This is a genomic window from Williamsia sp. Leaf354, assembly GCF_001424365.1.
Classification (GTDB): Bacteria; Actinomycetota; Actinomycetes; order Mycobacteriales; family Mycobacteriaceae; genus Williamsia_A.
In genome coordinates, this window is the sequence record NZ_LMPL01000003.1 from 37,383 (window position 1) to 59,929 (window position 22,547).

Annotated in this window: 20 protein-coding genes and 1 tRNA gene; 9 read left to right on the forward strand and 12 right to left on the reverse strand. The window is 64.9% G+C overall.

Going from position 1 to position 22,547, the window contains the following annotated elements; genetic code table 11:
* Window positions 1–4 precede the first annotated feature (4 nt).
* Window positions 5–799: a helix-turn-helix domain-containing protein gene (locus ASG12_RS11725; protein WP_055789683.1), complete on the reverse strand. Its 795-nt coding sequence runs from the start codon at window positions 797–799 to the stop codon at window positions 5–7.
* Between the two features lie 118 nt (window positions 800–917).
* On the opposite strand from ASG12_RS11725, the gene ASG12_RS11730 reads away from it, so the two are divergent.
* Window positions 918–1,301, forward strand: coding sequence for a nuclear transport factor 2 family protein (locus tag ASG12_RS11730; protein WP_055789684.1), 384 nt, complete (start codon window positions 918–920; stop codon window positions 1,299–1,301).
* Window positions 1,302–1,306: 5 nt separating this feature from the next.
* On the opposite strand, the gene ASG12_RS11735 is transcribed toward ASG12_RS11730, so the two are convergent.
* From ASG12_RS11735 to ASG12_RS11745, 3 genes are read right to left on the reverse strand one after another with little or no spacing between them, the layout of a single operon-like run.
* A complete protein-coding gene (locus tag ASG12_RS11735) occupies window positions 1,307–2,068 on the reverse strand; it encodes an amino acid ABC transporter ATP-binding protein (RefSeq protein ID WP_082501926.1) in 762 nt (253 codons plus the stop codon).
* Entirely contained in the window at window positions 2,065–2,997 is a 933-nt protein-coding gene (locus ASG12_RS11740) for an amino acid ABC transporter permease (RefSeq protein WP_055789690.1), read from the reverse strand. The genes ASG12_RS11735 and ASG12_RS11740 overlap by 4 nt, the downstream gene beginning before the upstream one ends.
* 25 nt (window positions 2,998–3,022) lie before the next feature.
* Window positions 3,023–3,925: an ABC transporter substrate-binding protein gene (locus ASG12_RS11745; protein WP_055789693.1), complete on the reverse strand. Its 903-nt coding sequence runs from the start codon at window positions 3,923–3,925 to the stop codon at window positions 3,023–3,025.
* Window positions 3,926–4,041: 116 nt separating this feature from the next.
* Between ASG12_RS11745 and ASG12_RS11750 the strand changes: the two genes are divergently transcribed.
* Entirely contained in the window at window positions 4,042–4,578 is a 537-nt protein-coding gene (locus ASG12_RS11750) for a 2'-5' RNA ligase family protein (protein ID WP_055789695.1), read from the forward strand.
* Here the strand turns inward: ASG12_RS11750 and ASG12_RS11755 are convergent.
* Together ASG12_RS11755 and polA are read right to left on the reverse strand one after the other, a co-directional pair.
* Window positions 4,565–4,921 carry a hypothetical protein gene (locus tag ASG12_RS11755; protein WP_235456686.1) on the reverse strand — a complete coding sequence of 119 codons (357 nt, stop codon included), beginning with the start codon at window positions 4,919–4,921 and terminating at the stop codon, window positions 4,565–4,567. The genes ASG12_RS11750 and ASG12_RS11755 overlap by 14 nt on opposite strands.
* Window positions 4,922–5,022: 101 nt before the next feature.
* Window positions 5,023–7,698, reverse strand: a complete 2,676-nt coding sequence (polA, locus tag ASG12_RS11760; protein ID WP_235456941.1) for a DNA polymerase I — start codon at window positions 7,696–7,698, stop codon at window positions 5,023–5,025.
* A gap of 338 nt (window positions 7,699–8,036) precedes the next feature.
* On the opposite strand from polA, the gene ASG12_RS11765 reads away from it, so the two are divergent.
* The 4 genes from ASG12_RS11765 to ASG12_RS11780 are packed head-to-tail and all read left to right on the forward strand — an operon-like array spanning window position 8,037 to window position 12,153.
* Window positions 8,037–9,269 (forward strand): branched-chain amino acid ABC transporter permease, encoded by a 1,233-nt coding sequence (locus tag ASG12_RS11765; protein ID WP_235456943.1) that lies wholly within the window; start codon window positions 8,037–8,039, stop codon window positions 9,267–9,269.
* Between the two features lie 4 nt (window positions 9,270–9,273).
* Window positions 9,274–10,266, forward strand: coding sequence for a branched-chain amino acid ABC transporter permease (locus ASG12_RS11770; RefSeq protein WP_055789701.1), 993 nt, complete (start codon window positions 9,274–9,276; stop codon window positions 10,264–10,266).
* A complete protein-coding gene (locus ASG12_RS11775; RefSeq protein WP_055789704.1) occupies window positions 10,256–11,329 on the forward strand; it encodes an ABC transporter ATP-binding protein in 1,074 nt (357 codons plus the stop codon). The genes ASG12_RS11770 and ASG12_RS11775 overlap by 11 nt, the downstream gene beginning before the upstream one ends.
* Complete coding sequence (locus tag ASG12_RS11780; RefSeq protein WP_055789706.1) at window positions 11,326–12,153, forward strand: ABC transporter ATP-binding protein; 828 nt, start codon at window positions 11,326–11,328, stop codon at window positions 12,151–12,153. Before ASG12_RS11775 ends, ASG12_RS11780 begins: the two co-directional genes overlap by 4 nt.
* Before the next feature lie 101 nt (window positions 12,154–12,254).
* Here the strand turns inward: ASG12_RS11780 and ASG12_RS11785 are convergent, their stop codons facing one another.
* Window positions 12,255–13,625: an ABC transporter substrate-binding protein gene (locus ASG12_RS11785; protein WP_045823024.1), complete on the reverse strand. Its 1,371-nt coding sequence runs from the start codon at window positions 13,623–13,625 to the stop codon at window positions 12,255–12,257.
* Window positions 13,626–13,748: 123 nt separating this feature from the next.
* Window positions 13,749–14,318 carry an ANTAR domain-containing response regulator gene (locus ASG12_RS11790; RefSeq protein WP_235456946.1) on the reverse strand — a complete coding sequence of 190 codons (570 nt, stop codon included), beginning with the start codon at window positions 14,316–14,318 and terminating at the stop codon, window positions 13,749–13,751.
* Between the two features lie 244 nt (window positions 14,319–14,562).
* Here ASG12_RS11790 and ASG12_RS11795 point away from each other — a divergent pair.
* Window positions 14,563–14,636 (forward strand) — tRNA-Leu (locus ASG12_RS11795).
* 907 nt (window positions 14,637–15,543) lie between these two features.
* Here the strand turns inward: ASG12_RS11795 and ASG12_RS11800 are convergent.
* Window positions 15,544–16,239: a hypothetical protein gene (locus ASG12_RS11800; protein WP_055789711.1), complete on the reverse strand. Its 696-nt coding sequence runs from the start codon at window positions 16,237–16,239 to the stop codon at window positions 15,544–15,546.
* Window positions 16,240–17,068: 829 nt separating this feature from the next.
* On the opposite strand from ASG12_RS11800, the gene ASG12_RS21245 reads away from it, so the two are divergent.
* Window positions 17,069–18,862, forward strand: a complete 1,794-nt coding sequence (locus ASG12_RS21245; RefSeq protein WP_082501927.1) for an AAA family ATPase — start codon at window positions 17,069–17,071, stop codon at window positions 18,860–18,862.
* A 61-nt stretch (window positions 18,863–18,923) separates the two neighbouring features.
* Here the strand turns inward: ASG12_RS21245 and ASG12_RS11805 are convergent, their stop codons facing one another.
* The 3 genes from ASG12_RS11805 to ASG12_RS11815 all read right to left on the reverse strand — a co-directional run bounded on the left by ASG12_RS11805 (window position 18,924) and on the right by ASG12_RS11815 (window position 21,516).
* Window positions 18,924–19,265, reverse strand: coding sequence for a hypothetical protein (locus ASG12_RS11805; RefSeq protein ID WP_055789714.1), 342 nt, complete (start codon window positions 19,263–19,265; stop codon window positions 18,924–18,926).
* A gap of 103 nt (window positions 19,266–19,368) precedes the next feature.
* Complete coding sequence (gene zwf / locus ASG12_RS11810) at window positions 19,369–20,835, reverse strand: glucose-6-phosphate dehydrogenase (protein WP_055790734.1); 1,467 nt, start codon at window positions 20,833–20,835, stop codon at window positions 19,369–19,371.
* A 99-nt stretch (window positions 20,836–20,934) separates the two neighbouring features.
* On the reverse strand, window positions 20,935–21,516 hold the full coding sequence (locus ASG12_RS11815) for a TetR/AcrR family transcriptional regulator (RefSeq protein ID WP_055789717.1): 582 nt from the start codon (window positions 21,514–21,516) through the stop codon (window positions 20,935–20,937).
* 290 nt (window positions 21,517–21,806) lie between these two features.
* On the opposite strand from ASG12_RS11815, the gene ASG12_RS11820 reads away from it, so the two are divergent.
* Window positions 21,807–22,478 (forward strand): HAD family hydrolase, encoded by a 672-nt coding sequence (locus ASG12_RS11820; protein ID WP_055789722.1) that lies wholly within the window; start codon window positions 21,807–21,809, stop codon window positions 22,476–22,478.
* Window positions 22,479–22,547 lie beyond the last annotated feature (69 nt).

Below are 22,547 nucleotides of genomic sequence, written 5' to 3' on the forward strand. Positions count from 1 at the left end.
CCCATCACAGGGATGCCATCAGGGTGCGTGTGGCGTCGTCGGCCGGGTGGAACAACTCCAGGGTCAGTTCGTCGACGGTCACGTCGAGCGCGGTCTGCACCGAGGCGGCCATGGACAGGAACGTCAGGTCGCCGAGGCTGTGGCGGAGTCGCAGCTCCACCGCCACGCCCGCGGGGCTCTCGACGGCGGTGTCGGGGCGCGGATAACCGCGGACCTCGTCGAGCAATTCGGTCAGCCGGCGGTCGCCCGTTCGGTGCGCCCGGCGGGTCAGCTGGGACAGCAGGTGTTCGCGCCACGGGCCGAGGTCGGTGATCCGCGGGGCCAGACCATCCGGGTGGAGACCGAGACGGATGACGTTGATCGGCGGGGTGAGCAGTTCGAGCGAACACCCCTCCACGATCGAGGCGACGGCCGCATTCGCCTCCACCACGTCGAAATGCCGGTCGAGGATCAACGCGGGGAACGGCATGTGCGCGGTGAGCACGCGTCGGAGGGCGTCGCGGACGGTGGCCAGCGCGGGGGCCTCGAGATCGCGTTCGCCGTAGGCCGGCGCGTATCCCCCGGCCAGCAGCAATTGATTACGTTCGCGCAGAGGCACATCGAGACTCTCGGCGATCCGCAGGATCATCGCGGCCGTCGGCTGTGATCGACCGGTCTCGATGAAACTGACGTGCCTGCTGGAGATCCCCGCGTCGATCGCGAGGTCGAGCTGGCTGCGTCGTCGGCTGGTGCGCCACTGCCGTAGCAACTCCCCGACCGCCGGCCCGTCGACGACGCGAGACGCACTGTGGACCACCATGCGCCGACACTAGGCGATCCGATGTCGCCGCGACCATTACCTCGAGGGTAATCGACTGGGGCGCAACACCGCGCCGACACTGACCGAATCGGATCGTCCGACAACGAAGGGACCCACCATGAACGGCCACACCGACACCGTCGACCTCGACGGCCTCGTCGATCGCTACCTCGACATCTGGAACGACACCGACCCGGCCGCGCGGCGCGAGAAGATCGACACCCTCTTCGCGGGCGACGGACGCTATGTCGACCCGCTGGCCACCGCCCGCGGCCGCGGCGAGTTCGACGAGCTCGTCGCCGGTGCGCAACGCCAGTTCGCGGGTCTCACCTTCCGGCGGGGACGCGTGTTCGACGCCCACCACGACCTCGCGCGATTCACGTGGGAACTGGCCGCCGACCGCGACGCCGAGCCGATCGCCGTCGGATTCGACGTGGTCGAGGTCGACGGCACCGGCAGGATCCATCGGGTGAGCGGCTTCCTCGACGTGGTGCCCGCCTGAGGCGATCAGAGAATCCGGGACAGGAACGCCTGTGTGCGTTCCTGTTTCGGGTTCGACAACACCTCGCTGGGCACGCCGCTCTCGACGATGCGACCACCGTCCATGAAGACCAGCTTGTCGGCGACCTCACGGGCGAAGCCCATCTCGTGGGTGACGACGATCATCGTCATCCCCTCGCCGGCGAGGGTGCGCATCACGGTGAGCACCTCGCCGACCAATTCCGGGTCGAGTGCCGAGGTGGGCTCGTCGAAGAGCATGAGCTTCGGGTCCATCGCGAGGGCGCGGGCGATCGCCAGACGCTGCTGCTGCCCACCCGACAACTGGGCCGGGTAGGCGGTGGCCTTGTCGGACAGTCCGACCTGGTTCAAGAGGTCCTCGGCGCGGGCGACGGCGGCCTTCTTCGACACGCCTTTCACACGGATCGGCGCCTCGATGATGTTGTTCAGCGCGGTGCGGTGACCGAAGAGGTTGAAGTGCTGGAACACCATCCCGATGTCGCGGCGCTGATGCGCGGCCTGTTTGGGGCTCAGCTCGTAGAGCTTGCCGTTGGCCTCGCGGTACCCGATGAGCTCGCCGTCGACGTAGAGCCGTCCGGCGTTCACCGACTCGAGGTGGTTCACGCAGCGCAGGAACGTCGACTTGCCGGAGCCGGACGGACCGACGATGCACATCACCTCACCGGGGTCGACGTCGAGCGAGATGCCCTTGAGGACCTCGAGGGCGCCGAAGTTCTTGCAGACCTGTTCGGCCCGGACCATCGGGGTCATTGGCCGCGTCCTCCCAAGGACTGTGCGCTGGCGAGCGCCTCCAACTGCTTTCCGGTGAGCACCCGGCTGGAACCGCGCGAGTAGTACCGCTCGACGTAGAACTGGCCGACCATCAACACGCTGGTCACCGCGAGGTACCACGTGGAGGCGACCAACAGCAGCGGGATGGGCTGGAAGTTGACGCCCGCGATGTCGTTGGCGCGTCCGTAGAGTTCGGCGCTGTAGGGCACGGCCGTGACCAGCGTCGTCGTCTTGAGCATGCTGATCACCTCGTTCCCGGTCGGCGGGATGATCACGCGCATCGCCTGCGGCAACACCGTGCGCCACATGGTCTGTCCCCAACTCATGCCGAGCGCCTTCGACGCCTCGGTCTGCCCCTCACCGACCGACAGGATGCCGGCGCGCACGATCTCTGCCATGTACGCCGATTCGTTGAGCGCGAGGCCGATCATCGCGAACGTGAACGCCGCGTTGAGATCCTGGATGTCGAAGTGCGCGAACTGGACGGTGAACGGGATGCCGAGGTCGATGGTCTTGTAGATCGACGGGAACAGACCCCAGAACACCAGCTGCACGTAGACCGGCGTGCCGCGGAAGATCCACAGGTACACCCATCCCACCGAGCGCAACACCCGGTTCGGCGACAGCCGCATCACCGCGAGCAGCGCGCCGAGCACGACGCCGATGATCATGGCGAGCACCGTGAGCGCCAACGTGTAACCGACACCGGACAGGATCCTGGTGTCGAACAGGTACTTGCCGTAGGTGGACCACCCGTAGGCCGGGTTGGTCGCGGCGCCGTAGACGAACAGCACCACCAGAATCAGGACGACGACGGCCGCGATGATCTGTCCGGGTTTGCGGACCGGGATGGCCTTGATGGGGGCCGGGTCGGCGGTGGTGGTCGCCGTGGGTTCGGGGGAAGACATCGAGATCGTCAGACAGACGGCGCGGTCAGTTGATCGCGCCGTTGATCACCGCGGTCGGGATCGCCCCGGCCTGCACACCCCACGACTTCGTGATCTCGAGGTAGGCGCCGCTGTCGATCAGGCTCTGCACGGCCTTCTGGAGCACCGGCCCGAGCGGGGACCCCTTGGCCACCGGGTAGCCGTACGGGGCGGAGTCGAAGACCGCACCGGCGGTGGCCAGCTTCCCACCCGACTGCTTGATGGCGTACGCGGTCACCGGGGAGTCGGCCGACATCGCATCGACCTTGCCCAGCACGACGGCATTGGTCGCGTCGGCCTGGCTGTCGAACTTCACCTTGTCGATGGCGGGCTTGCCCGCGTCGGTGCACGCCTTGCTCTTCGCCGGGACCTCGTCGGTGTCCTCGGTGGTGTCGGACTGCACCGCCACCCGTAGGCCGCACGCGTTGTTCGGATCGACCGATTTGCCCGCCGGCGCCGCCCACTGGACACCCGCGCTGTAGTAGGTGACGAAATCCACCTGCTGCTCACGCTCTTTCGAGTCGGTGAACGACGACATGCCCATGTCGTAGGTGCCCTGCTGGACGGCGGGGATGATCTTCGCGAAGTCCGATTCCTTGTACTCGGCCGTCACGCCGAGGGTTTTCGCGATCGCGTTCACGAGATCGACGTCGAAGCCGACGATCTTGCCGCTGGGATCCTTGAACTCGTTGGGCGAGTAGGGAACATTGACGCCGACCACCAGTCGACCCGAGGACTTGATCTTGTCCGGGAGCTGCGCGGCCAGCGCGTCGTTCTTCGACACGGCGATGCTCGAGGCGCCGGCGGACGGTGCCGTCCCGGACGTGCCCTCGCTGTTGGTACAGCCGGCGGCCGTGAGCGCCACCAGGGCGGTCGCGGCGATGGTGGTGATCAGACGTGGTCGTCGCACAGGTCGTTCCCCTCGAGATCCATGGCGACGCGTGGTCGGGTCGTCGCCTCTCGTGACAGTAGACGACCCCGACCGTGTTCGAGTGGTGAGTGACCACAGCGCGGATACTCCGAAGGATGGCCCATTCCATCGAACTGCTCCTCGATCCCGACTCCGACGCCATGGTGCGACGGATGTGGGCGGCGCTGCTCGCCGACGACCTGCCGAGTCAGGGCGCACACCGGTCCAACTCGAACCGTCCGCACATCACCCTGATCGCGGCCGCGCGCGTCGACACCGGTGTCGACGCCGAGGTACGCGGGCTCGAGGACCGATTCCCCCTGTCGGTGGACGTCGGTGCGACAGTGGTCTTCCGGGGGCGTCGGTCGACGGTGGCCCGGCTCGTCGTCGCGAGCCGGGAGTTGCTCGCACTCCACCGCGACCTCCACGACCTCGCGGCGCCGTTCGTCGACGGGGGCGTCGTCGACCACTGCACCCCGGATCACTGGACACCGCATCTCACGGTGGCACGGCGGGTTCCCGACGACCAGCTCGGCCGATGCATCGCGGTCGCCGACGACGCGGGTCAGGGCGCGGCGGTCACCGCGACCGTCACCGGGTTGCGTCGGTGGGACGGCGACGCCCGTGAGGACGTCGTACTCATCGGCGTCTGACGGGGTCGCGGGAGGTGATCGCGCCACCGATCCCGCGTGTCGCGCCGGGGCGTGTGAGCACCGAGTCCCAGTAGGAATCCGGCATCTCGTCGCCCGCCCGCAGGACCAGAGCCAGCCCCGCGGCCATGAGAATCCCCAGGATCCCCAGCCAGAGGCCCGCGGTGGCGATGAGGGTCCAGGCGACGATCACCAGCGGACGCCACGGATCGAACGCGATCAGCAGCGGGGCGAACGTGAACGCAGCACCCACGTAGAACGCCGACAGGTTCTTGTCACCGAGGATGACCACACGTAACCAACGGGGTGCGCTGGTGGGAAATGCTGAATTCGCCAGTGCTGCCACGCCGATCGCCTCGCCTCCGGTGTCGATGTCGATGTCGATGTCTTCATCATCGCGACATCGACACCCGTGAGTCGATTACCCCGAAGGTAACGCGGCAGCGCTCAGTGCGCCGCCTCGTCCCACGACGTACCGAAACCGACCGAGACATCGAGCGGCACCGACAATTCGATCGCCGACCCCATCTTCGCGCGCACCATCTCCTCGAGCTGATCATGCTCGCCGTCGGCGACCTCGAAGACGAGTTCGTCGTGCACCTGCAACAGCATCCGCGAATCCATCTCCGCGGCACGTAAGGCGTTCTGCACGTTGATCATCGCCACCTTGATGATGTCGGCGGCCGTGCCCTGGATCGGAGCGTTGAGCGCGGCACGCTCGGCGACGTCGCGACGCTGCCGGTTGTCGCTGTTGAGATCGGGGAGATAGCGCCGGCGACCGAACAGCGTGGAGGTGTACTCGTTGCGACGCGCCTCCTCGACGGTCTCGTGCAGGTAGTCGCGCACGCCGCCGAACCGGGAGAAGTACGCCTCCATCTGCTCCTTCGCCTCGGTCGTGCTGATCTTCAGCTGCGCTGACAGGCCGAAAGCGCTGAGACCGTAGGCGAGTCCGTACGACATCGCCTTCACGCGACGGCGCATGTCCGCGGTAACCTCGTCGATCGGGACACCGAACGCCCGCGACCCGACGAAACTGTGCAGGTCCTCCCCGGTGTTGAACGCCTCGATGAGTCCGGCGTCGGCGGACAGGTGCGCCATGATGCGCATCTCGATCTGGCTGTAGTCGGCGGTCATCAGCGACTCGAACCGCCGGCCGGGCGCCTCCCCGACCACGAATCCCTTGCGGATGTCGCGGCCGGCGTCGGTCCGTACCGGGATGTTCTGCAGGTTCGGTTCGGTCGACGACAACCGGCCGGTCGCGGCGATCGTCTGATTGAACGTCGTGTGGATCCGGCCGTCGTCGGAGACCGACTTCAACAGTCCGTCGACGGTGACCTTGAGCCGGGTCGCGTCGCGGTGTTCGAGGAGGTGAGCGAGGAAGGGGTGCTCGGTCTTGTCGAACAACGACTGCAAGGCGTCGGCGTCGGTGGTGTACCCGGTCTTGGTGCGCTTGGTCTTGGGCATCTCGAGTTTGTCGAACAGCACGGCCTGCAACTGTTTCGGCGAACCGAGGTTGATCTGTTCACCGATCACCTCGTAGGCCTGGTCGGCAGCGGACCGGATCCGGTCTGCGAACCGCGACTCGAGGTCACCGAGATGACCGGAGTCCACGGCGATGCCCGCGGCCTCGATGTCGGCGAGCACCACCAGCAGCGGCAGCTCCATCTCGGTGAGCAGGGCGAGAGAATCGATGTCGGTGAGTTCGCCGTCGAGCGTGGCCGCCAACTCGTGCACCGCCTGGGCGGCGATCATCTCCTGTTCGGCACGACGGCTGTCGTCGGCCCCCTCCTCGTCGAGCAACGACATCTGGCCCTCGTCGGCGACGTCGTCCGCGCGCAGTTCCCGTCGCAGATAGCGCAGGGCGAGATCGTCGAGGTTGAACGAGCGCTGCCCGGGCCGCACCAGATAGGCCGCCAGCGAGGTGTCGCTGGTGATCCCGGCGATCGCCCATCCGCGGCCACGCAGCGCGTGGATGGCCCACTTCGCCTCGTGGATCGCCTTGGCGCACGTCGGGTCGGCCAACCATTCCGCCAGTGCCGCCTCGTCGTCGGCGTCGGCGATCGCCGTGTCGAGCCAGGCGGCCTCCCCGTCCTCGGCAGCGAACGCGATCGCATCGGTGTCGGAGCCGTATACCCGGGCGGGTCCGACCACCGACAGCGCGGTGCGCCCGGTACGGGCATGGGCGTCGAGCCACTCCCGCACCGTTCCGGAGGCCAGCACCTGTCCGCGCACCTCGAACCCGGCCTCGGCCTCGGGTTCCACCGAGCTCAGGGTGGTGAAGATGCGATCGCGGAGGACACGGAACTCGAGATCGTCGAACAACTGATGGATCCGTTCACGATCCCAGGGTTGCAGCGCGAGATCCTCGGGCGCGGTGGGCAGGTCCATGTCGCGGACCAGTTCGGTCAGGCGCCGGTTCATGAGGACCGAGGCCAGGTGCTCGCGGAGGGCGTCGCCGACCTTCCCCTTCACCGCGTCGACGTTGTGCACCAACGCCTCGAGTGATCCGTACTCCCGGATCCACTTCGCGGCGGTCTTCTCCCCGACCCCGGGGATGCCGGGCAGGTTGTCACTCGGATCCCCGCGCAGCGCAGCGTAATCCGGGTACTGGGCCGGGGTGAGGCCGTATTTCTTGTCGACCTCCTCGGGGGTGAACCGGGTCAGTTCCGACACCCCGCGCTTGGGGTAGAGCACGGTGGTGTGATCGTCGACGAGCTGCAGTGAATCGCGGTCGCCGGTGACGACGAGCACCCGGAAGTCCTGCGCGCGGGCCTGCGTGGTGAGGGTCGCGATGATGTCGTCGGCCTCGTAGCCCTCGATGGCCATCACCGGGATGCCCATCGCCGCGAGGACGTCCTTGGTCAGATCGACCTGGCCGTTGAACTCGTCGGGCGACTTGCTGCGCTGTGCCTTGTACTCGGGGAACATCTCCGCCCGGAACGTCTGACGGGACACGTCGAACGCGGCGGCGATGTGGGAGGGCTGCTCGTCGCGCAGGAGGTTGATGAGCATCGAGGTGAACCCGTACACGGCGTTGGTGGTCTGGCCCGACGCGGTCTTGAAGTTCTCCGCCGGAAGGGCGAAGAACGCCCGATAGGCCAGGGAATGACCGTCGAGGAGCATGAGGGTCGGAGACCCGGTCGTGGCGGTCTTGGCTGCGGTGGTTCCGGTAGGGCTCACACCGAACCACTCTAGAGAGCCGGTCGGACACGCGGCGACGACCTGCGACATGTCGATCGGGAATGCGCTTCACCCGGCCGGGTGTCCGTCCGGGCACTAGAGTCCCAACTCACGGTGAACAACGCCGCGCCCGGGTCGCGTTGCGCCGGAGAAGAACATCTGTGGAGGTGGACGGCCCGATGCACGGCATTGTTTCGCGGGAACCCGCGAGGCCGCGACATCCACGGGGAACCGCGGTGATCCGATGGTGCGCAACGATCCTCGTGACCGCGTTCGCGTCGATGATCCTGGCCTCGACGCTGGCGTCGACGGCGTCGGCCGCCCCCGGTGACGTCCGCATCTTCGGCAACCTGCGCAACGGGACCGAGCGCGTGGCCGACGTGACGGTCACGGCGAAGGACACCGGCGGGGCCACGGTGGGCACGGCGACGTCGAGCGCCACCGGCGCCTGGTCGATCAGTCTGCCCCCGGGCAACTACGTGGTCTCCATCGACGAGTCCACGCTGCCCAAGGGCATCTCCGTACAGGAGAAGACGCGGTCGATCCCGGTGGTGCTGACCGCGGGCACCGACCGGCCGGTCATCTTCTCCTTCGGCGCCGAACGCACCTCCACCGAGGTCTCGGCGGTGTCGAAGCTGACGCGACTGGCCATCGACGGTCTGCGGTTCGGCCTCATCATCGCGATCACCGGCGTCGGGTTGAGCCTGATCTTCGGGACGACCGGTCTGACCAACTTCGCGCACGGCGAGCTCGTGACCCTCGGAGCGGTCATCGCCTGGGCGATCAACGTGAAACTGGGTCTCAACCTCATCCTCGCCACCGTCATCGCGGTGGTGATCGGTGCGGGCATCGGTGTCGCCAACGAGCTGGGCATCTGGCGTCTGCTGAGGCGCCGACGATCGGGGTTGGTCGCACAGCTGGTCGTGTCGATCGGGTTGTCGCTGGTCGCGCGCTACCTGATCCTCATCTTCTTCTCCGACCGGTCGGAGCCCTTCGCCGACTACCAGGTCCAGACCCAGATCGGTTCGGGTGCCTTCGCCATCACCCCGGTGAATCTCTTCTGCATCATCGTCAGCCTGGTGGTGCTCGTTGCCGTGGCCACCATGCTGCAGCGCACACGGATCGGCAAGGCGATGCGCGCGGTCGCCGACAACCGGGACCTCGCGGCCTCGTCGGGTATCGACGTCGACCGCGTCATCCTGTTCGTCTGGGCGCTCGCCGGCGCGCTGGCCACCCTCGGCGGCGTCCTGTTCGCCCTGTCGGAACTGTCGGGCCGGGTCCAGTGGGAGATGGGGTTCAAGCTGTTGCTGCTCATGTTCGCCGGCATCACCCTCGGTGGTCTGGGTACCGCCTACGGCGCACTCCTCGGCTGCGTGATCGTCGGTCTCCTCGTCCAGCTCTCGACGTACTGGGTCAACCCCGACCTGAAGTACATCGGCGGTCTGGTCGTCCTGATCGTCATCCTCGCCATACGACCCCAGGGCATCCTCGGATCCCGCGCACGGATCGGCTGACGACATGGATCTCATCGCAGCTCTGCAGACGTCGCTCGCCCAGCTCGTGGGACCCTCGGCGATCTTCTACGCACTCCTCGCCATCGGGCTGAACCTGCACTTCGGCTACACGGGCCTGCTGAACTTCGGGCAGATCGGCTTCGCGCTGCTCGGCGGATACGGCGTCGGCATCATGTCGGTGAAATACGACCTGCCGTTGTGGGCCGGGTCGATCATCGGCGTCGTGGCCGCGGGCGTCCTCGCCCTCGTGCTCGGACTGCCCACCCTGCGCCTCCGCGCGGACTACCTCGCCATCGTCACCATCGCGGCGTCGGAGATCCTGCGGCTGATATTCCGATCGACCTCCACCGACAGCGTCACGGGGTCGACGAACGGGCTCTTCGGCTACGCCGACGGCTTCTACTCGCTGAGCCCGTTCGACAACGGCAAGCAGTACTCGTTCATCGGCATCAAGTTCCAGGGCAGCGACCTGTGGTCGATGGTCATCGGCTGGATCCTGGTGGCGCTGCTGTGCCTGTTCGTCTTCCTGTTGGTGCGCAGCCCGTGGGGACGTGTGCTCAAGGCGGTGCGCGAGGACGAGGACGCCGCACGGTCGGTGGGCAAGAACGCCTACTTCTACAAGATGCAGGCCCTCGTGCTCGGCGGGTGCATCGGCGGGTTGGCCGGCGTCTTCAACGCACTGCAGACGCAATCGATCAACCCCGACTTCTACTCGACCGCACAGACCTTCTTCGCCTACGGCGCACTGATCCTCGGCGGCGCGGCGACGGTGTTCGGTCCGGTCCTCGGCGCGATGCTGTTCTGGTTCCTGCTCTCGATCCCCGATGTGCTGCTGCGCCAGGCCACCTCGGGCGACAACCCGATCCTCGACCTCAGCCAGCAACAGGTCGGTGCGATCCGCTATGTCCTCCTCGGCCTCGCCATCGCCCTGATGATGGTGTTCCGTCCGCAGGGCATCCTCGGCAACAAGCGGGAGGTCCAGCTCGATGCCAAGTGACACCACACCCCAGACACCACCGACGTCGACGATCGCGACGAATCGACTGACCGCGCTCTCGGCCGAGGAACGGGCACAGATCTTCTCGGCGGTCGACCCCAGCCCCGGCAGCGCGAAACCCGACGCGATCATCACCGTCGACGGCATCACCCGGAAGTTCGGCGGACTCACCGCCGTCGACGTCGCCCACCTGGAGATCCAGCGCGGCGCGATCACCGGGCTGATCGGGCCCAACGGTGCGGGCAAGACGACGTTCTTCAACCTCATCACCGGGTTCGACAAACCCAACACCGGTACGTGGTCGCTCAACGGTGACCCGCTGGGAAAGCTCGTGCCGCACCAGGTCTCGCGCCGCGGCATGGTCCGCACGTTCCAGCTGACCCGCGCGCTGGCGAAGTTGTCGGTGCTCGACAACGTGCGTCTCGGCGGCCGCCACCAACGCGGCGAACACTTCCTCGCCGCGCTGGCCCCCTGGACCTGGAGCAAGCAGGAAGCCGAGATCACCGAGCGGGCCCACGCGCTGTTGCGCCGATTCCGTCTGGAGGAGAAGGCGAACGACTACGCCGGATCCCTCTCCGGCGGCCAGCGCAAGCTCCTCGAGATGGCCCGGGCCCTCATGTGTGATCCCGAGGTGGTGATGCTCGACGAGCCGATGGCCGGCGTGAATCCCGCGCTGACACAGAGTCTCCTGGAGCACATCAAGTCGTTGCGCGAGGACGGCATGACAGTCGTCTTCGTCGAACACGACATGGACGTCATCCGCGACATCAGCGACTGGGTGGTGGTGATGGCGCAGGGCACCGTCATCGCCGAGTCCCTCCCCGACCGGCTCGGTGACAACGAGGCTGTCGTCGACGCCTACCTCGGCGGCCACCACGACCAGGCGCTCGAGTTCGACGCCGACGGCAATCCGGTCGGCGAGACCGCGGTGCTCGCCCACGAGGTGGACGAGGCGATCGAGGAGACCCTGCAGGCGGGCGGTGACCTCTCCGCTCCCCCGCCCACGGTCACCTCGTCCCGACACGCCACGACACCCCACGACGACGCCGAGGAGAAGCCATGAGCGAGCCCGACGGCCTCGGGAACGCCAGCGAGAAGGTTGACCTGACACCGGCCCAACTCGCCGCGACACCCGCCGAACACCAGCGACGTGCCGGCAACGCCCTGATCCGCGCCGACGACATCACCGCCGGCTACCTGCCGGGCATCGACATCCTCTCCGAGTGCAATTTCTATCTCGACGACGGTGAGATCGTCGGCATCATCGGACCCAACGGTGCGGGCAAGTCGACCCTGCTGAAGGCGTTGTTCGGGTTGATCCCGATCCGCAACGGCTCGGTGCGCCTGCGCGACACCGACATCACCTCGGCCAAGGCGCACACCCTCGTCCAGGCCGGTGTCGGGTACGTCCCGCAGACGCAGAACGTGTTCCCCGCGTTGACGATCGAGGAGAACCTCGAGATGGGGATCTACCTGCGGCCCAAGAAGTTCGCCGAACGGTTCGACGTGGTGGCCGACCTGTTCCCCCTCCTGTCCGAGCGACGCAAGGTCAAGGCGGGTTCGCTGTCGGGCGGTGAGCGCCAGATGGTGGCCATGGGCCGTGCGCTCATGATGGAACCGTCGGTACTGCTGCTCGACGAGCCGTCGGCGGGTCTGTCGCCGATGTTCCAGGATCAGGTCTTCATCCGGTGCAAGGCCATCAACGCCACCGGTGTGTCGATCATCCTGGTGGAGCAGAACGCGCGCCGCTGTCTGCAGATCTGCGACCGCGGGTACGTCCTCGACCAGGGACGCAACGCCTACACCGACACCGGCGAGCGGCTGCGCAACGACCCGAAGATCATCGAACTCTATCTGGGAACGTTGGCCGGTAGCTCCGAGAAGTAAGAGAGGACACCACTTCTCGGCTCCTGGCCTCATCCGCCCCGCTGAGACGACGCGACCCCGCACCCCCCTCTCGGGGATGCGGGGTCGCGTCTGTTCGTGGGTTACTTGCCGGCGACCGACACGTACTTGCGGACGGGGCTGAGCAACTTGTTCGATCCGTCGAACTCGAGGATCCCGTAGGAGCCGATCGACGGTTCACCCGCCTCGTTGAAGTCGAGGGTTCCGGTGACACCGTCGTAGTCGATGTCGCGGCCCTGGTTCACCAGGTCGAGGCACGCCTTGTACGAGGTGCACTTCTCGCCACCGGAGGTGACCGAGTTGATCTGGGCGGCGATCGACCGTCCGTTCGTCGACTTCGCCTGTGCCGCAGCCAGAGCCGAGATGACGGTCGCGTCGTAGCTCTCACCGCCGTAGTTGAAGTCGATCAGCGACGGGTCGACGGACTTGAGTCGCTGCTCGAACTCGGCGCCGGTGTTGGTGAGCGGCGTCGTGCCCTTCATGCCCTTGAGCACACCTGCACCGACGGCCTTGCCGAGGGCGTTGCCCATGTTGCCGTCGACGCCGTAGACCGACTTGCCGTCCGTCGGTCCGATGCCCACCTCGTGCATGCGGGTGATGATCTTCGCGCTCTCGTCGAAGCCGATGACCGCGATCCCGTCGGGGTTGAAGTTCTTCACCTGGTCGACCTCGGCGTTGAACGACTGCGCGTTGGGGTCGTAGATGATCTTCTGGATCTGATCGGCCGGGATACCTGCGGCCTCGAGGTTGGTGATCGCCTCGGTCGCGAGCCCTGTCCCGTAGGGATCGTTGAGCGCGAGCACCGACACGCGCTGCACGCCGTCGGCCGCCATGGTCTGCGCGAGTGCCTGTCCCTGCAGGGTGTCGGCGGGGGCGGTGCGGAAGTACTGCCCCTTGTCGCGGTAGCAGGTGAACTGGTCGGAGGTGTTGGCCGGGGAGAACATGACGACGCCCGCGGTGGCGACCTTGTCGATCACCTTCAGCGACACCGACGACGACGCGGCACCGATGATGACCTGCGTACCGGCTCCGATCTCGCGGTCGACCGTGGCGTTGGCGGTGTCGGTGGTGGTGTCGCCGGAGTCGCCGGTGACCTCTTCCACGGGCTTGCCCAGCACGCCGCCGTTGTCGTTGATGTCCTTCACCGCGAGCTTCACGCCGGCGAACTCCGGCGGACCGAGGAAGGCGAGGCTGCCGGTGGCGGGCAGGAGCGTGCCGACCTTGAGTGCCGCGGTGCTGACCGGGCCCGGCGTGGCCTTCTCGACCGTGGGGCAGTTCAGTTTCTGCGCGAGTCCGAGGCCGGCGGGTGCCGGTGTCGACTCGATGCTCACACTCTCCGACGGTGCGCCCGAGGACTCCCCGGAACTCCCGCTGTCACTGCTGCTGCACGCGGCCAGTGTCATGACCGACACCGCTGCGACCACTGCACCACTCATGAGATGGCGACCCGACATCAAAATGTTCTCCTTGCGACAAGACGGCCGAGGAGGCATGCATCAGCATCCGGACCTTCCTCGGTCCGGTAAAGCTAGCGCGGTCGTGTTGCCCGTGAGTAACATTCGCCGAAAACCGGCGGTCTACCCCTGGGCCGCGGTGTCGAGGGTCTCGATGACGACCACGGCGACGGCTTTCATGGTGGTCCTGCGGTCCATCGCCGCACGTTGGATCCACGTGAACGCCTCGGGCTCCGTTAATGATTGACTGCTCATCAACAATCCTTTGGCGCGCTCGACGAGCTTGCGTGTCTCCAAACGCTCGGTCATGTCGGCGATCTCGCCCTCGAGCGTCGTGAGCTCGGTGTAGCGACTGACCGCCACCTCGATCGCGGGGACGAGATCGGCCTTGCTGAACGGCTTCACGAGATACGCGAGAGCTCCCGCGTCGCGGGCCTTCTCGACGAAATCGCGTTGCGAGAACGCGGTGAGCATGACGACCGGAGCGAGGCGCTTCTGCGCGATCTCGGCAGCGGCGTCGATCCCGTCGCGGACCGGCATCTTGATGTCCATGATCACGAGGTCGGGACGGAGCGACTCGGTGAGCTCGACCGCGACCTGTCCGTTCGGTGCCTCGCCGACGACGTCGTACCCCTCCTCGCGGAGCATCTCCATCAGATCCATCCGGATCAGCGAGTCGTCCTCGGCCACCAGGACCCGATGCGCCGGACGGCTCCGTGCCGCACGCTGCTCGGGTGCGGTGGGACGGGCGGGTTCGGTGGGCGACGCTGATGTCACAGGAGGACCTCCGTGGTGTTCTGCCCGGTCGATGCCGGGGCGGACCCGATCACCAGGGGTCCGATTCCCCTGGACAGTACCGGTTGGCACGTGCGGTCGCCGATCCACTACCGTGGTCCCTCGTGCCACCGGCCGCCTCGCGCGGCCACGGCATCGACGCGCCCCCGTAGCCCAATTGGCAGAGGCAACGGATTCAAAACCCGTCCAGTGTCAGTTCGAGTCTGACCGGGGGCACTTCTAGAACCGCTTCTGATCTGCGGTTACCCGGTTTGACCTTTTGCCACACGCTCGCATCCCGTGGGGCGCAATATGGCAAACCTCCGTCACGACCTGGGTACTTGTGTCCGTGTAGTCCCACATAGAAGGACCCCGGTCGGCGCTTCCCACACCCTCCGGGGTCTGGACTCAAGGGGGACCCGCATGAATCGTTCGCTTGTCCCGGTAGGTGCTGACTAGCGCAAGGCGTCACGAACCGGCGAGACGCGCCACCCAAACATCTGATCAATGTCGACGGTGGTCATATCTGGTTTCCCCGTGCCCTCGGCACGAATGGGGGCGATCAGGCGTGGGGTGAAACGGTCAGCGACTCAATTGGGGAGGTCAGACTTGGGAGGTCACCAAGCCAGGGCCACCGGTCTCGGTGTCACTCGACGCCGTGGACCGCGTGTCACATCAGCACGGTTAAGGGATCGCAGTAGCCTGTATTTCGCGCGACGACTGGACGGCTCGCGCTGGACTTCGCCGGGCCAAACCTCTGCCTTGCTTGTCGTAGTCCCCTCACCCGCGCGTCCCGGCGAATCCGGGGTATAACCCTCAACCAGACGGCGGGCCGCGTCATCGAGGGGCAGCTTGGCGGCGATCACCGCGACGACAGCCGAGATCACCAGCACGATGGTGATTAGGGTCAACCATCGGATCATCGGGTGATGGTATCCAGATCGGTAGTGCGGCTATCGACCCAAGCCCGTGCGGTGGAACCATCCACTGTCGGTCTACGTCCATGGGTCATGGACTTGATCACCGCACTGTGTCTGAGTCGCAGCGATCACCGGATTCCTGGCGTGGGGCCTCGATCGGAACCGAGAGTGACATCGAGTCGCTGGGGCACTGTCGGCTTCTGGGCGTTGTCTCGCTTCATCAGCTAGGGCGTGGGGTAAACCGGCCATGGAACGATGGGCCGATCCACGAATGGCCACTTGTAGTAGTTCGCGGTCGTGAGCACTTCGTGAGCTAGGAGCCGCATCAACGCAAGATGCCCGTTCTCCGCGTATTGAGTGACCCCCTGTTCGAATGGCGCTTCCCCGTCGAATTCGAGAGAGCCAGTGATCCCAAGGCCGTAATCGCCGCGTCTCAACGCTCGATAGAACGCCTGCAACGTCGCGTCAACGTGTGCGCCCCCGTCCTTATCTACCATTGAGAGAACCATCATTTTCCGGGTGTAGCTCTCGCCCTCGTGGCGAAATACCGGCTCGCCGTTCCACCACTGCTCCACCGACTGCATCGTGAACTCGCCCGTGAAGCTCGTCCGGGCCGTCACCGTGATCGGGGTGGCGCTTGCGAGGTCCAGGTTCATCGTGAAAAAGTCTTTCCACCAACTGTCAGGGTCGACACTGCGCGGCGTCCCGATCATCCAGTAGTCACCCGGGGCAACCATTCCCAGGTGGGTCAGCAACGAAATATTGCGTCCTTTGGCGTGAAAGATTACTCGGAGGCTGGTCGCGATCCGTAACGCCTCATCCTCGTGACCTTGGTCGAACAGCCAACACGACCGCTTGAGAAAGTTCAGGTGACTGGATAGCAGTCGACGGTAACGCTGGTCCGGCGTCTCGTTCTCCACACCGATAGCGTAAATCCAATCGGCTCACGGCCGTGGACCTGCCAGCGGCGCTCGACCCGCCAACGGGTCCACGATAACCGTGCTCGTGCGACAGAACGGCCGCCTCTTATCCCCCTTCACTGCACTAAATCCCCAGCTAGCGGGTCTGCGAGCCCTCCGCTATCAGCCCCCGCATCGCACGCGCGGCCCGGTCCGCGGGCTGGCCAGCGTGAGTCCCGTTAGGCTGCGCCATCAGCCACGCGCCGAAACACCGGATACGCGCTCACCGATCCGGTGATCATCGCGTGCTGCGATGCGCTTGGCGATGCGACCGCCCAATTCGTCAGGACCCACCCTTGGCGCTCAATTGCCTCAATGACCACGTCCCACCCCACATCGCCGCCTAGCGTCGGCGTCCACACCATGCGACCCGATTCGTGTGCCACGCGCGCAAGTTCGGCCATCTTTTCCAGAGGTGATCGTTTGTCTCTCAGTCCCATGGGACCGGACCATACTCAACCGAGGTCGTACGCACGGGGAAACCAATGGCGTGGGTCGCAGAGTTTGCTCCAAGACCGCCCTTACAACGATCGACGCGAACCGGGTGGGTATCGACAGATCTGACGACCGCAACTCGCCCCCAACCGTCAATGTGCGTGAGATCGAACCTCACACTGCCGCAAACGTCACTACAACCGAGAGGTGAGATCCGTTGTCGGACTACGAACTCGCGAATCGTTGTGAGTCACATGTCTTCGTCGCAGTTAGGTTGCTAGCCATGTAGCGTCGTCAGTTAAGAGTCGAGTTCGGCGGATCCGTTTTCGCGGAGGGCTAATTTAAGGGAGCGTGCATGTATCTTCACTATCTGTCTGTCAGAAACAGCGGTCCCGTCCGCCAGCTGGATCTCGAATTTACTTTTAACGAGGACGACACACCCATTCCACACGTGCTTGTCGGGCGTAACGGCAGTGGCAAGACGAACATTTTATCAATCGTTGCCGATGCGCTTATGCAGGGCGCCAGCAGCGCGTTTAGCGACGTGCTTGCACCGATGGGTGTCGGCAAGAGTTATTTCAGAATTCTTGGGGGGCCAACTACCACCTACCAGGAAACATACGGAGTTTCGGTACTTAAGTTTAGAGAAGCGAGCCAAACAATATTCTTTCACGAGAAGTCAGGAGAAATAGATTCAGATTTGGCCCGAACTACGTTACCTGAGGTGATGCATGAGGGAATAACCTGGTCAGGGTCCGCTCCATCAAAAGCGGTCCAGCTAGACGATGACCGAGCTAGAAACATTTTCGAAAACGGCGTTTACGTCTACTTTCCTTCTAGCCGCTCCGAAAAACCCTCGTGGTTCAATGAGGGATCGATAATCACCGACAATTTCGACCTCAAGGATCAGTACAGACAAAACCTGGGAAGACCGCTCTTTGTGGAGCACGGCATCGAAGATTTTGCACAATGGCTCCTAGGCGTGCTTACAGAATCCCGCCTGGCGGTCGACCCAGTATTATTCGACGCCGGCGAAACGAGTGAAGTTCTTCTGAGAGCGGACACAACAGTCTATTCAACGGCGACCCGGACCTTGGGTCTAGCCAACCAGATTCTCCAAACCGTGATGGACGACGAAAGCGCTACGTTCGTGTGGGCCGGTCGCAAGAATGCGCGGAAAGTAGGAGTAATCTCCGAGAGTGGCCTTTTAGCGGCCGGTCTAGACTCTCTGTCCGGGGGGCAGGCGACGCTACTCGCTCTTTTCGGGACAATGCTCCGATACGCCGATGCGGCAGAGCTCGAACCTGAAACAGTTCCTGGGATAGTCGTGGTTGACGAGCTTGATGCGCACATGCACATCGATTTGCAACTGCGTTCCCTTCCAAAACTCATCTCCCTATTTCCGAAGATTCAATTTATACTTTCGAGTCATTCTCCGTTTTTTGCTTTAGGGATGGAACGTCAATTCTCCGCTTCGGGAGTCCGAGTGTTTGAGCTTTCCTCGCGAATGCCGGTCAGCGCCGAGGCATATCAAGAATTTCAAAACGCCTTGAACGCCTTTCGAGAAACCGAGCGATTTGGCGAGGTTGTTCAACAAGCTGTCCAGTCAGGCAATCGACCAGTAGTGTTCGTCGCCGGGCAAACAGATCTGCGATATTTTCAGACGGCTTCAAATCTACTTGGATATCCCGATTTGTCGATCATGTTCGACTGGATCGGAAAGGACGATCCACTGGGCGGAAGCTTTACCGGTGACGCCAGTCTCGATCAAATGTTAAAATTCCTTAAAGCGAACCCCTCATTTCCTGCAAGGACAGTCGTTATTGTCTACGACTGTGACGCTAAAGCTCGCCGGGAATCATTTCAGTCGGTGCATGTTCTTCCGCTTATCGAGGTGCCCGGAGCGCACTGCGAAAAGGGCATTGAGAACTTACTTCCCTCCTCGGTGTTTACCGCAGACGTTTTCGATACCACGGAGCGCAAGACGGGCTATGGAGCGACGAACACCATCCGGTCCTTGAACAAAGCACTTCTGTGCGAGCGGGTTTGCGGAAACGAAGCTCAGGCAAGTACCTTTGCAAACTTCGCGGGCGTACTGGCAGAGATTGACACGATAGTTCAGGGCGGTACTGAGCCGGAGCCAGGCTGAGATCGATAGCTAGAGACTGCTCGGGGTTTCGTGTCTCTAGCGGGCCTGGGTCCATCACTCGTCACCGTCGACAGACAGCACATTCGCCAACCGTGTTGAGGTCCCCGAACTCGGTATTTGCACGGGTCGGCGATACCACCAGGCCCGCAGGCGTCACCTGATACACACTCGCAGCCCCCGCACCCATCTTGGTCCGGTTCACAGCCATCTGACCGTCGTAATGCGCCCGCACCATCGCCAACTCATGCGCGCGTCGCTGCGAGGCTATCTCGTCCTCGTGGCGTCGACGCATAGCCGCATCACGGCCCGCCGGGGTGTGCTCCGGGTGCTTCTCCAACCAATTCCCGTACAACCCCAATGTGACGAACACAGCGATGACGCCGGCAACGATCAACATGGCCATTTGAGGAACCTCCGAATGAGGGGACGGTGAATGCGCGGGCCGGGGCACCGAGGTCCGCCGGCCGGGCGGACCGCATCCGGAGTGCCCTCGCCTCCGAGCCGGATCACTCCCTGTCCTTGCTGCGCCAGCTCCGTTCAAAGGGCAGGCGCCACGCGTGCGGCGCGATGAGCTGGTGGATCGCATTCGGACCCCACGACCACGGGCTGTAACTGCGCACCGGTGGCGGATCGGCCAGCAGCGGCGCCGACACCTCCCACAGTCGCTCGATGCCCTCGGCCGTCGTGTACAGCGTCCGGTCGCCCTTCATGGCGTCGAGGATCAGCCGTTCGTAGGCCTCGAGGACCAGACCGGCATGCTCGTGCTCGCCCATCCCGAACTGCAGGCTGAGCTTGTCGAGCTTCATACCCGGACCGGGTCGTTTGCCGTAGAACGACAGCGACACCTTGAACACGTCGGCGAGGTCGAAGGTCAGATGGTCCGGACCGTGTTGTCCCACACCGGATCCCTGCGGGAACATGCTCTTGGGCGGTTCGCGGAACCCGATCGAGATGATGCGTTGTCCCTCGGCCAGACACTTCCCGGTGCGCAGGTAGAACGGCACGCCGGCCCATCGCCAGTTGTCGATACCGCACTCCAGTGCGATGAACGTCTCGGTCTCCGATTCGGGCGCGACGCCGGGCTCATCGCGGTAGCCGATGTACTGCCCGCGCACCACGTCGTGCGGGTTCAACGGCTTCATCGACCGGAAGACCTTGTTCTTCTCCTCGCTGATCGGGCCGGGCGCCAACTCGGTGGGTGGTTCCATCGCCACGAACGCGAGGATCTGGAACAGGTGGGTGACGACCATGTCGCGGAAGGCGCCGGTCGACTCGTAGAACCCCGCACGCCCCTCGAGCGACAGCTTCTCCGGGACGTCGATCTGGATGTAGTTGATGAAGTTGCGGTTCCAGATCGGCTCGAAGAGACCGTTCGCGAACCGGAACGCGAGGATGTTCTGGGCCGATTCCTTGCCCAGGAAGTGGTCGATCCGGAAGATCTGGTCCTCGGCGAACCAGCGGTGGATCGACGCGTTGAGTTTCTTCGCGCTCGCCAGGTCGGTTCCGAACGGCTTCTCCATGATGACGCGCGAGCGCTCCACGAGACCGGCCTCGTGGAGCATCTCGAGAACAGCCATCGCCGCCTTCGGTGGGACGCTGAGATAGTGCAGTACCCGCGCCGAGCCGCCGATGGTGTCCGAGGCGCGCTCGACCGCGTCGGCGAGGGCGGCCGGTCCGGCACCCTGCGAGACGTAGGTCAGCGAATCGAGGAACTCGTCGACGGCCTCCGGGGTCAGACTTCGGCTGGAGAACTCGAGACATGCCTTCCTGGCCGCGGCCCGAAAGTCGTCGGTGGTGATGTCGTCCAGAGATGTCCCGACGACCCGGATCGCCGGCGTGAGTCTGGACATCGACAGGTGGAACAGCCCGGGGAGCAGTTTGCGTTTGGCGAGATCGCCCATCGCGCCGAACAACACGACCACGTGGGGATCGACGTCATCGGAGTGCTCGGGACGTTCCGCGGTGTCGATCACACCGTCGATCGTCCCACCCGGGCGCTCACACGGCAGGATGAGCGACTCCGGCACTCGCCACACGATGGATGACAGCGGTCCCGCCGATGGCGTCCGGGCTCACGATGACGAGTTCGAGCGCCCCTGCACCGCCTCGATACCTCCGAGGATGATGTCGACCGAGGTTTCGATGACCTTGTCGTCGGGTACCTGACCGTGCATCAACGCCGGACAGACCACCACACCCGAGAGCAGATGGATCGCCGATTCGGCGACCACGTCGTCTGCGATGCGCGCGAACATCGCGCGCGCGACACCCTCGCCGTCGGCGATCAACCGCGTCCTGATGTCGGCGATCTCCTCGACCGAGGTGCCCCACTGCGCGAGCACGATGAGGATCCGGTCGAGCTTGATGTCGACCACGGCCGACCGGAACGCCCGGAGTTCGTTGATGAGATCGGTACGGATGTCGCCGGTGGGCACCGAATGCGGCATGTCGCCGAGGGCGTCGAGCGCGAGACCCACGAGGTCGATCTTCGACGGCCAGTGCGTGTACAGCGTCGTCTTCGAATACCCCGCGACACGCGCGATGTGGGCGTGGGAGACAGCATCCCACCCCTGCTTGGTCAGGACCTCCAGAGCGGCGCGCGACACGTCACCCCGGGTGCGCGCCACGCGCGCGTCCTCAGATGTGTCGGTCATGTCCTCAGCTCTGTCGGTCGATGGTTCCCCTCCACTGTCTCACCCGCGTGGAGTGTCGCCCTTCCACCGTCGCACGTTTTTCCGATGCAAACCTATTGAACTGACAGACCGTTACTGTACTGTTGGATCAGAAGCAACGGGTATGGCGTGGAAACCTCACGGCGCCAACACCTTTGGTTTTCCCTACTGGACACGACCTTTGCCATCGTCCCACGCGCCGGCCGCCGGGACCGTCTCTTTCGGGTCCATTCCGCCGCCCACTGCTGTCCCACACCCTTCGAAAGGCCGTCATGCCCGCAATCCTGTTCGGTTCCATCAGCACCCTCGCCGACACCTCTGAACTGCAGCGTCAGGCCTTCAACCAGGCTTTCGCCGAGCACGACCTGGACTGGACCTGGACCCGTGACGACTACATCGGGATGCTCGGATCGAACGGCGGGGCCGACCGCATCGCCCAGTACGCCTCGGCACACGGTGACGACGTCGACGCCGCCGCCGTGCACGCGACCAAGTCGCGGATCTTCCAGACGCTGATCGGCGACGCCGATCTGCAGCCCCGCCAGGGAGTCGTCGAGACGGTGCAGGCCGCGAAGTCCGACGGTGTGAAGCTCGGGTTCGTCACGACCACCTCGCGCGAGAACATCACCGCCCTGCTCGACGCCCTCGCCCCGGCCATCAGCGCCGACACCTTCGACGTCATCGTCGACTCCGACAGCGTCGAGACCCCCAAGCCCGACGCCGCGGCCTACCGCTTCGCCCTCGCCGAGCTCGGTGAGCAGGCGGGCCACGCCGTCGCCATCGAGGACAACGAGGGCGGGGTCGCCTCCGCCGGTGCCGCCGACGTGCGCTGCATCGCGTTCCCGAACGAGAACACCGCCGAGGGAGACTTCGGCTCCGCCGTCGAGGTCGTCGAGGTCCTCGACTCCGCCCGCGTGCGCGAGCTCGCCGCCGGCACCGCCTGACCTCCACTCCTCCCGCCCCACCTCTTCCCTGCCGAACCGCCGCCGACCCCTCGCGCGGCACACATCCTG

Excerpts from the sequence above, each read along its gene's own strand:
- ASG12_RS11725 (WP_055789683.1), bottom strand. The coding sequence starts at position 799 with ATGGTGGTCCACAGTGCGTCTCGCGTCGTCGACGGGCCGGCGGTCGGG.
- ASG12_RS11730 (WP_055789684.1), top strand. The coding sequence starts at position 918 with ATGAACGGCCACACCGACACCGTCGACCTCGACGGCCTCGTCGATCGC.
- ASG12_RS11735 (WP_082501926.1), bottom strand. The coding sequence starts at position 2,068 with ATGACCCCGATGGTCCGGGCCGAACAGGTCTGCAAGAACTTCGGCGCC.
- ASG12_RS11740 (WP_055789690.1), bottom strand. The coding sequence starts at position 2,997 with ATGTCTTCCCCCGAACCCACGGCGACCACCACCGCCGACCCGGCCCCC.
- ASG12_RS11750 (WP_055789695.1), top strand. The coding sequence starts at position 4,042 with ATGGCCCATTCCATCGAACTGCTCCTCGATCCCGACTCCGACGCCATG.
- polA (WP_235456941.1), bottom strand. The coding sequence starts at position 7,698 with ATGCTCCTCGACGGTCATTCCCTGGCCTATCGGGCGTTCTTCGCCCTT.
- ASG12_RS11765 (WP_235456943.1), top strand. The coding sequence starts at position 8,037 with ATGATCCTGGCCTCGACGCTGGCGTCGACGGCGTCGGCCGCCCCCGGT.
- ASG12_RS11770 (WP_055789701.1), top strand. The coding sequence starts at position 9,274 with ATGGATCTCATCGCAGCTCTGCAGACGTCGCTCGCCCAGCTCGTGGGA.
- ASG12_RS11775 (WP_055789704.1), top strand. The coding sequence starts at position 10,256 with ATGCCAAGTGACACCACACCCCAGACACCACCGACGTCGACGATCGCG.
- ASG12_RS11780 (WP_055789706.1), top strand. The coding sequence starts at position 11,326 with ATGAGCGAGCCCGACGGCCTCGGGAACGCCAGCGAGAAGGTTGACCTG.
- ASG12_RS11785 (WP_045823024.1), bottom strand. The coding sequence starts at position 13,625 with ATGTCGGGTCGCCATCTCATGAGTGGTGCAGTGGTCGCAGCGGTGTCG.
- ASG12_RS21245 (WP_082501927.1), top strand. The coding sequence starts at position 17,069 with ATGTATCTTCACTATCTGTCTGTCAGAAACAGCGGTCCCGTCCGCCAG.
- ASG12_RS11805 (WP_055789714.1), bottom strand. The coding sequence starts at position 19,265 with ATGGCCATGTTGATCGTTGCCGGCGTCATCGCTGTGTTCGTCACATTG.
- ASG12_RS11815 (WP_055789717.1), bottom strand. The coding sequence starts at position 21,516 with ATGACCGACACATCTGAGGACGCGCGCGTGGCGCGCACCCGGGGTGAC.
- ASG12_RS11820 (WP_055789722.1), top strand. The coding sequence starts at position 21,807 with ATGCCCGCAATCCTGTTCGGTTCCATCAGCACCCTCGCCGACACCTCT.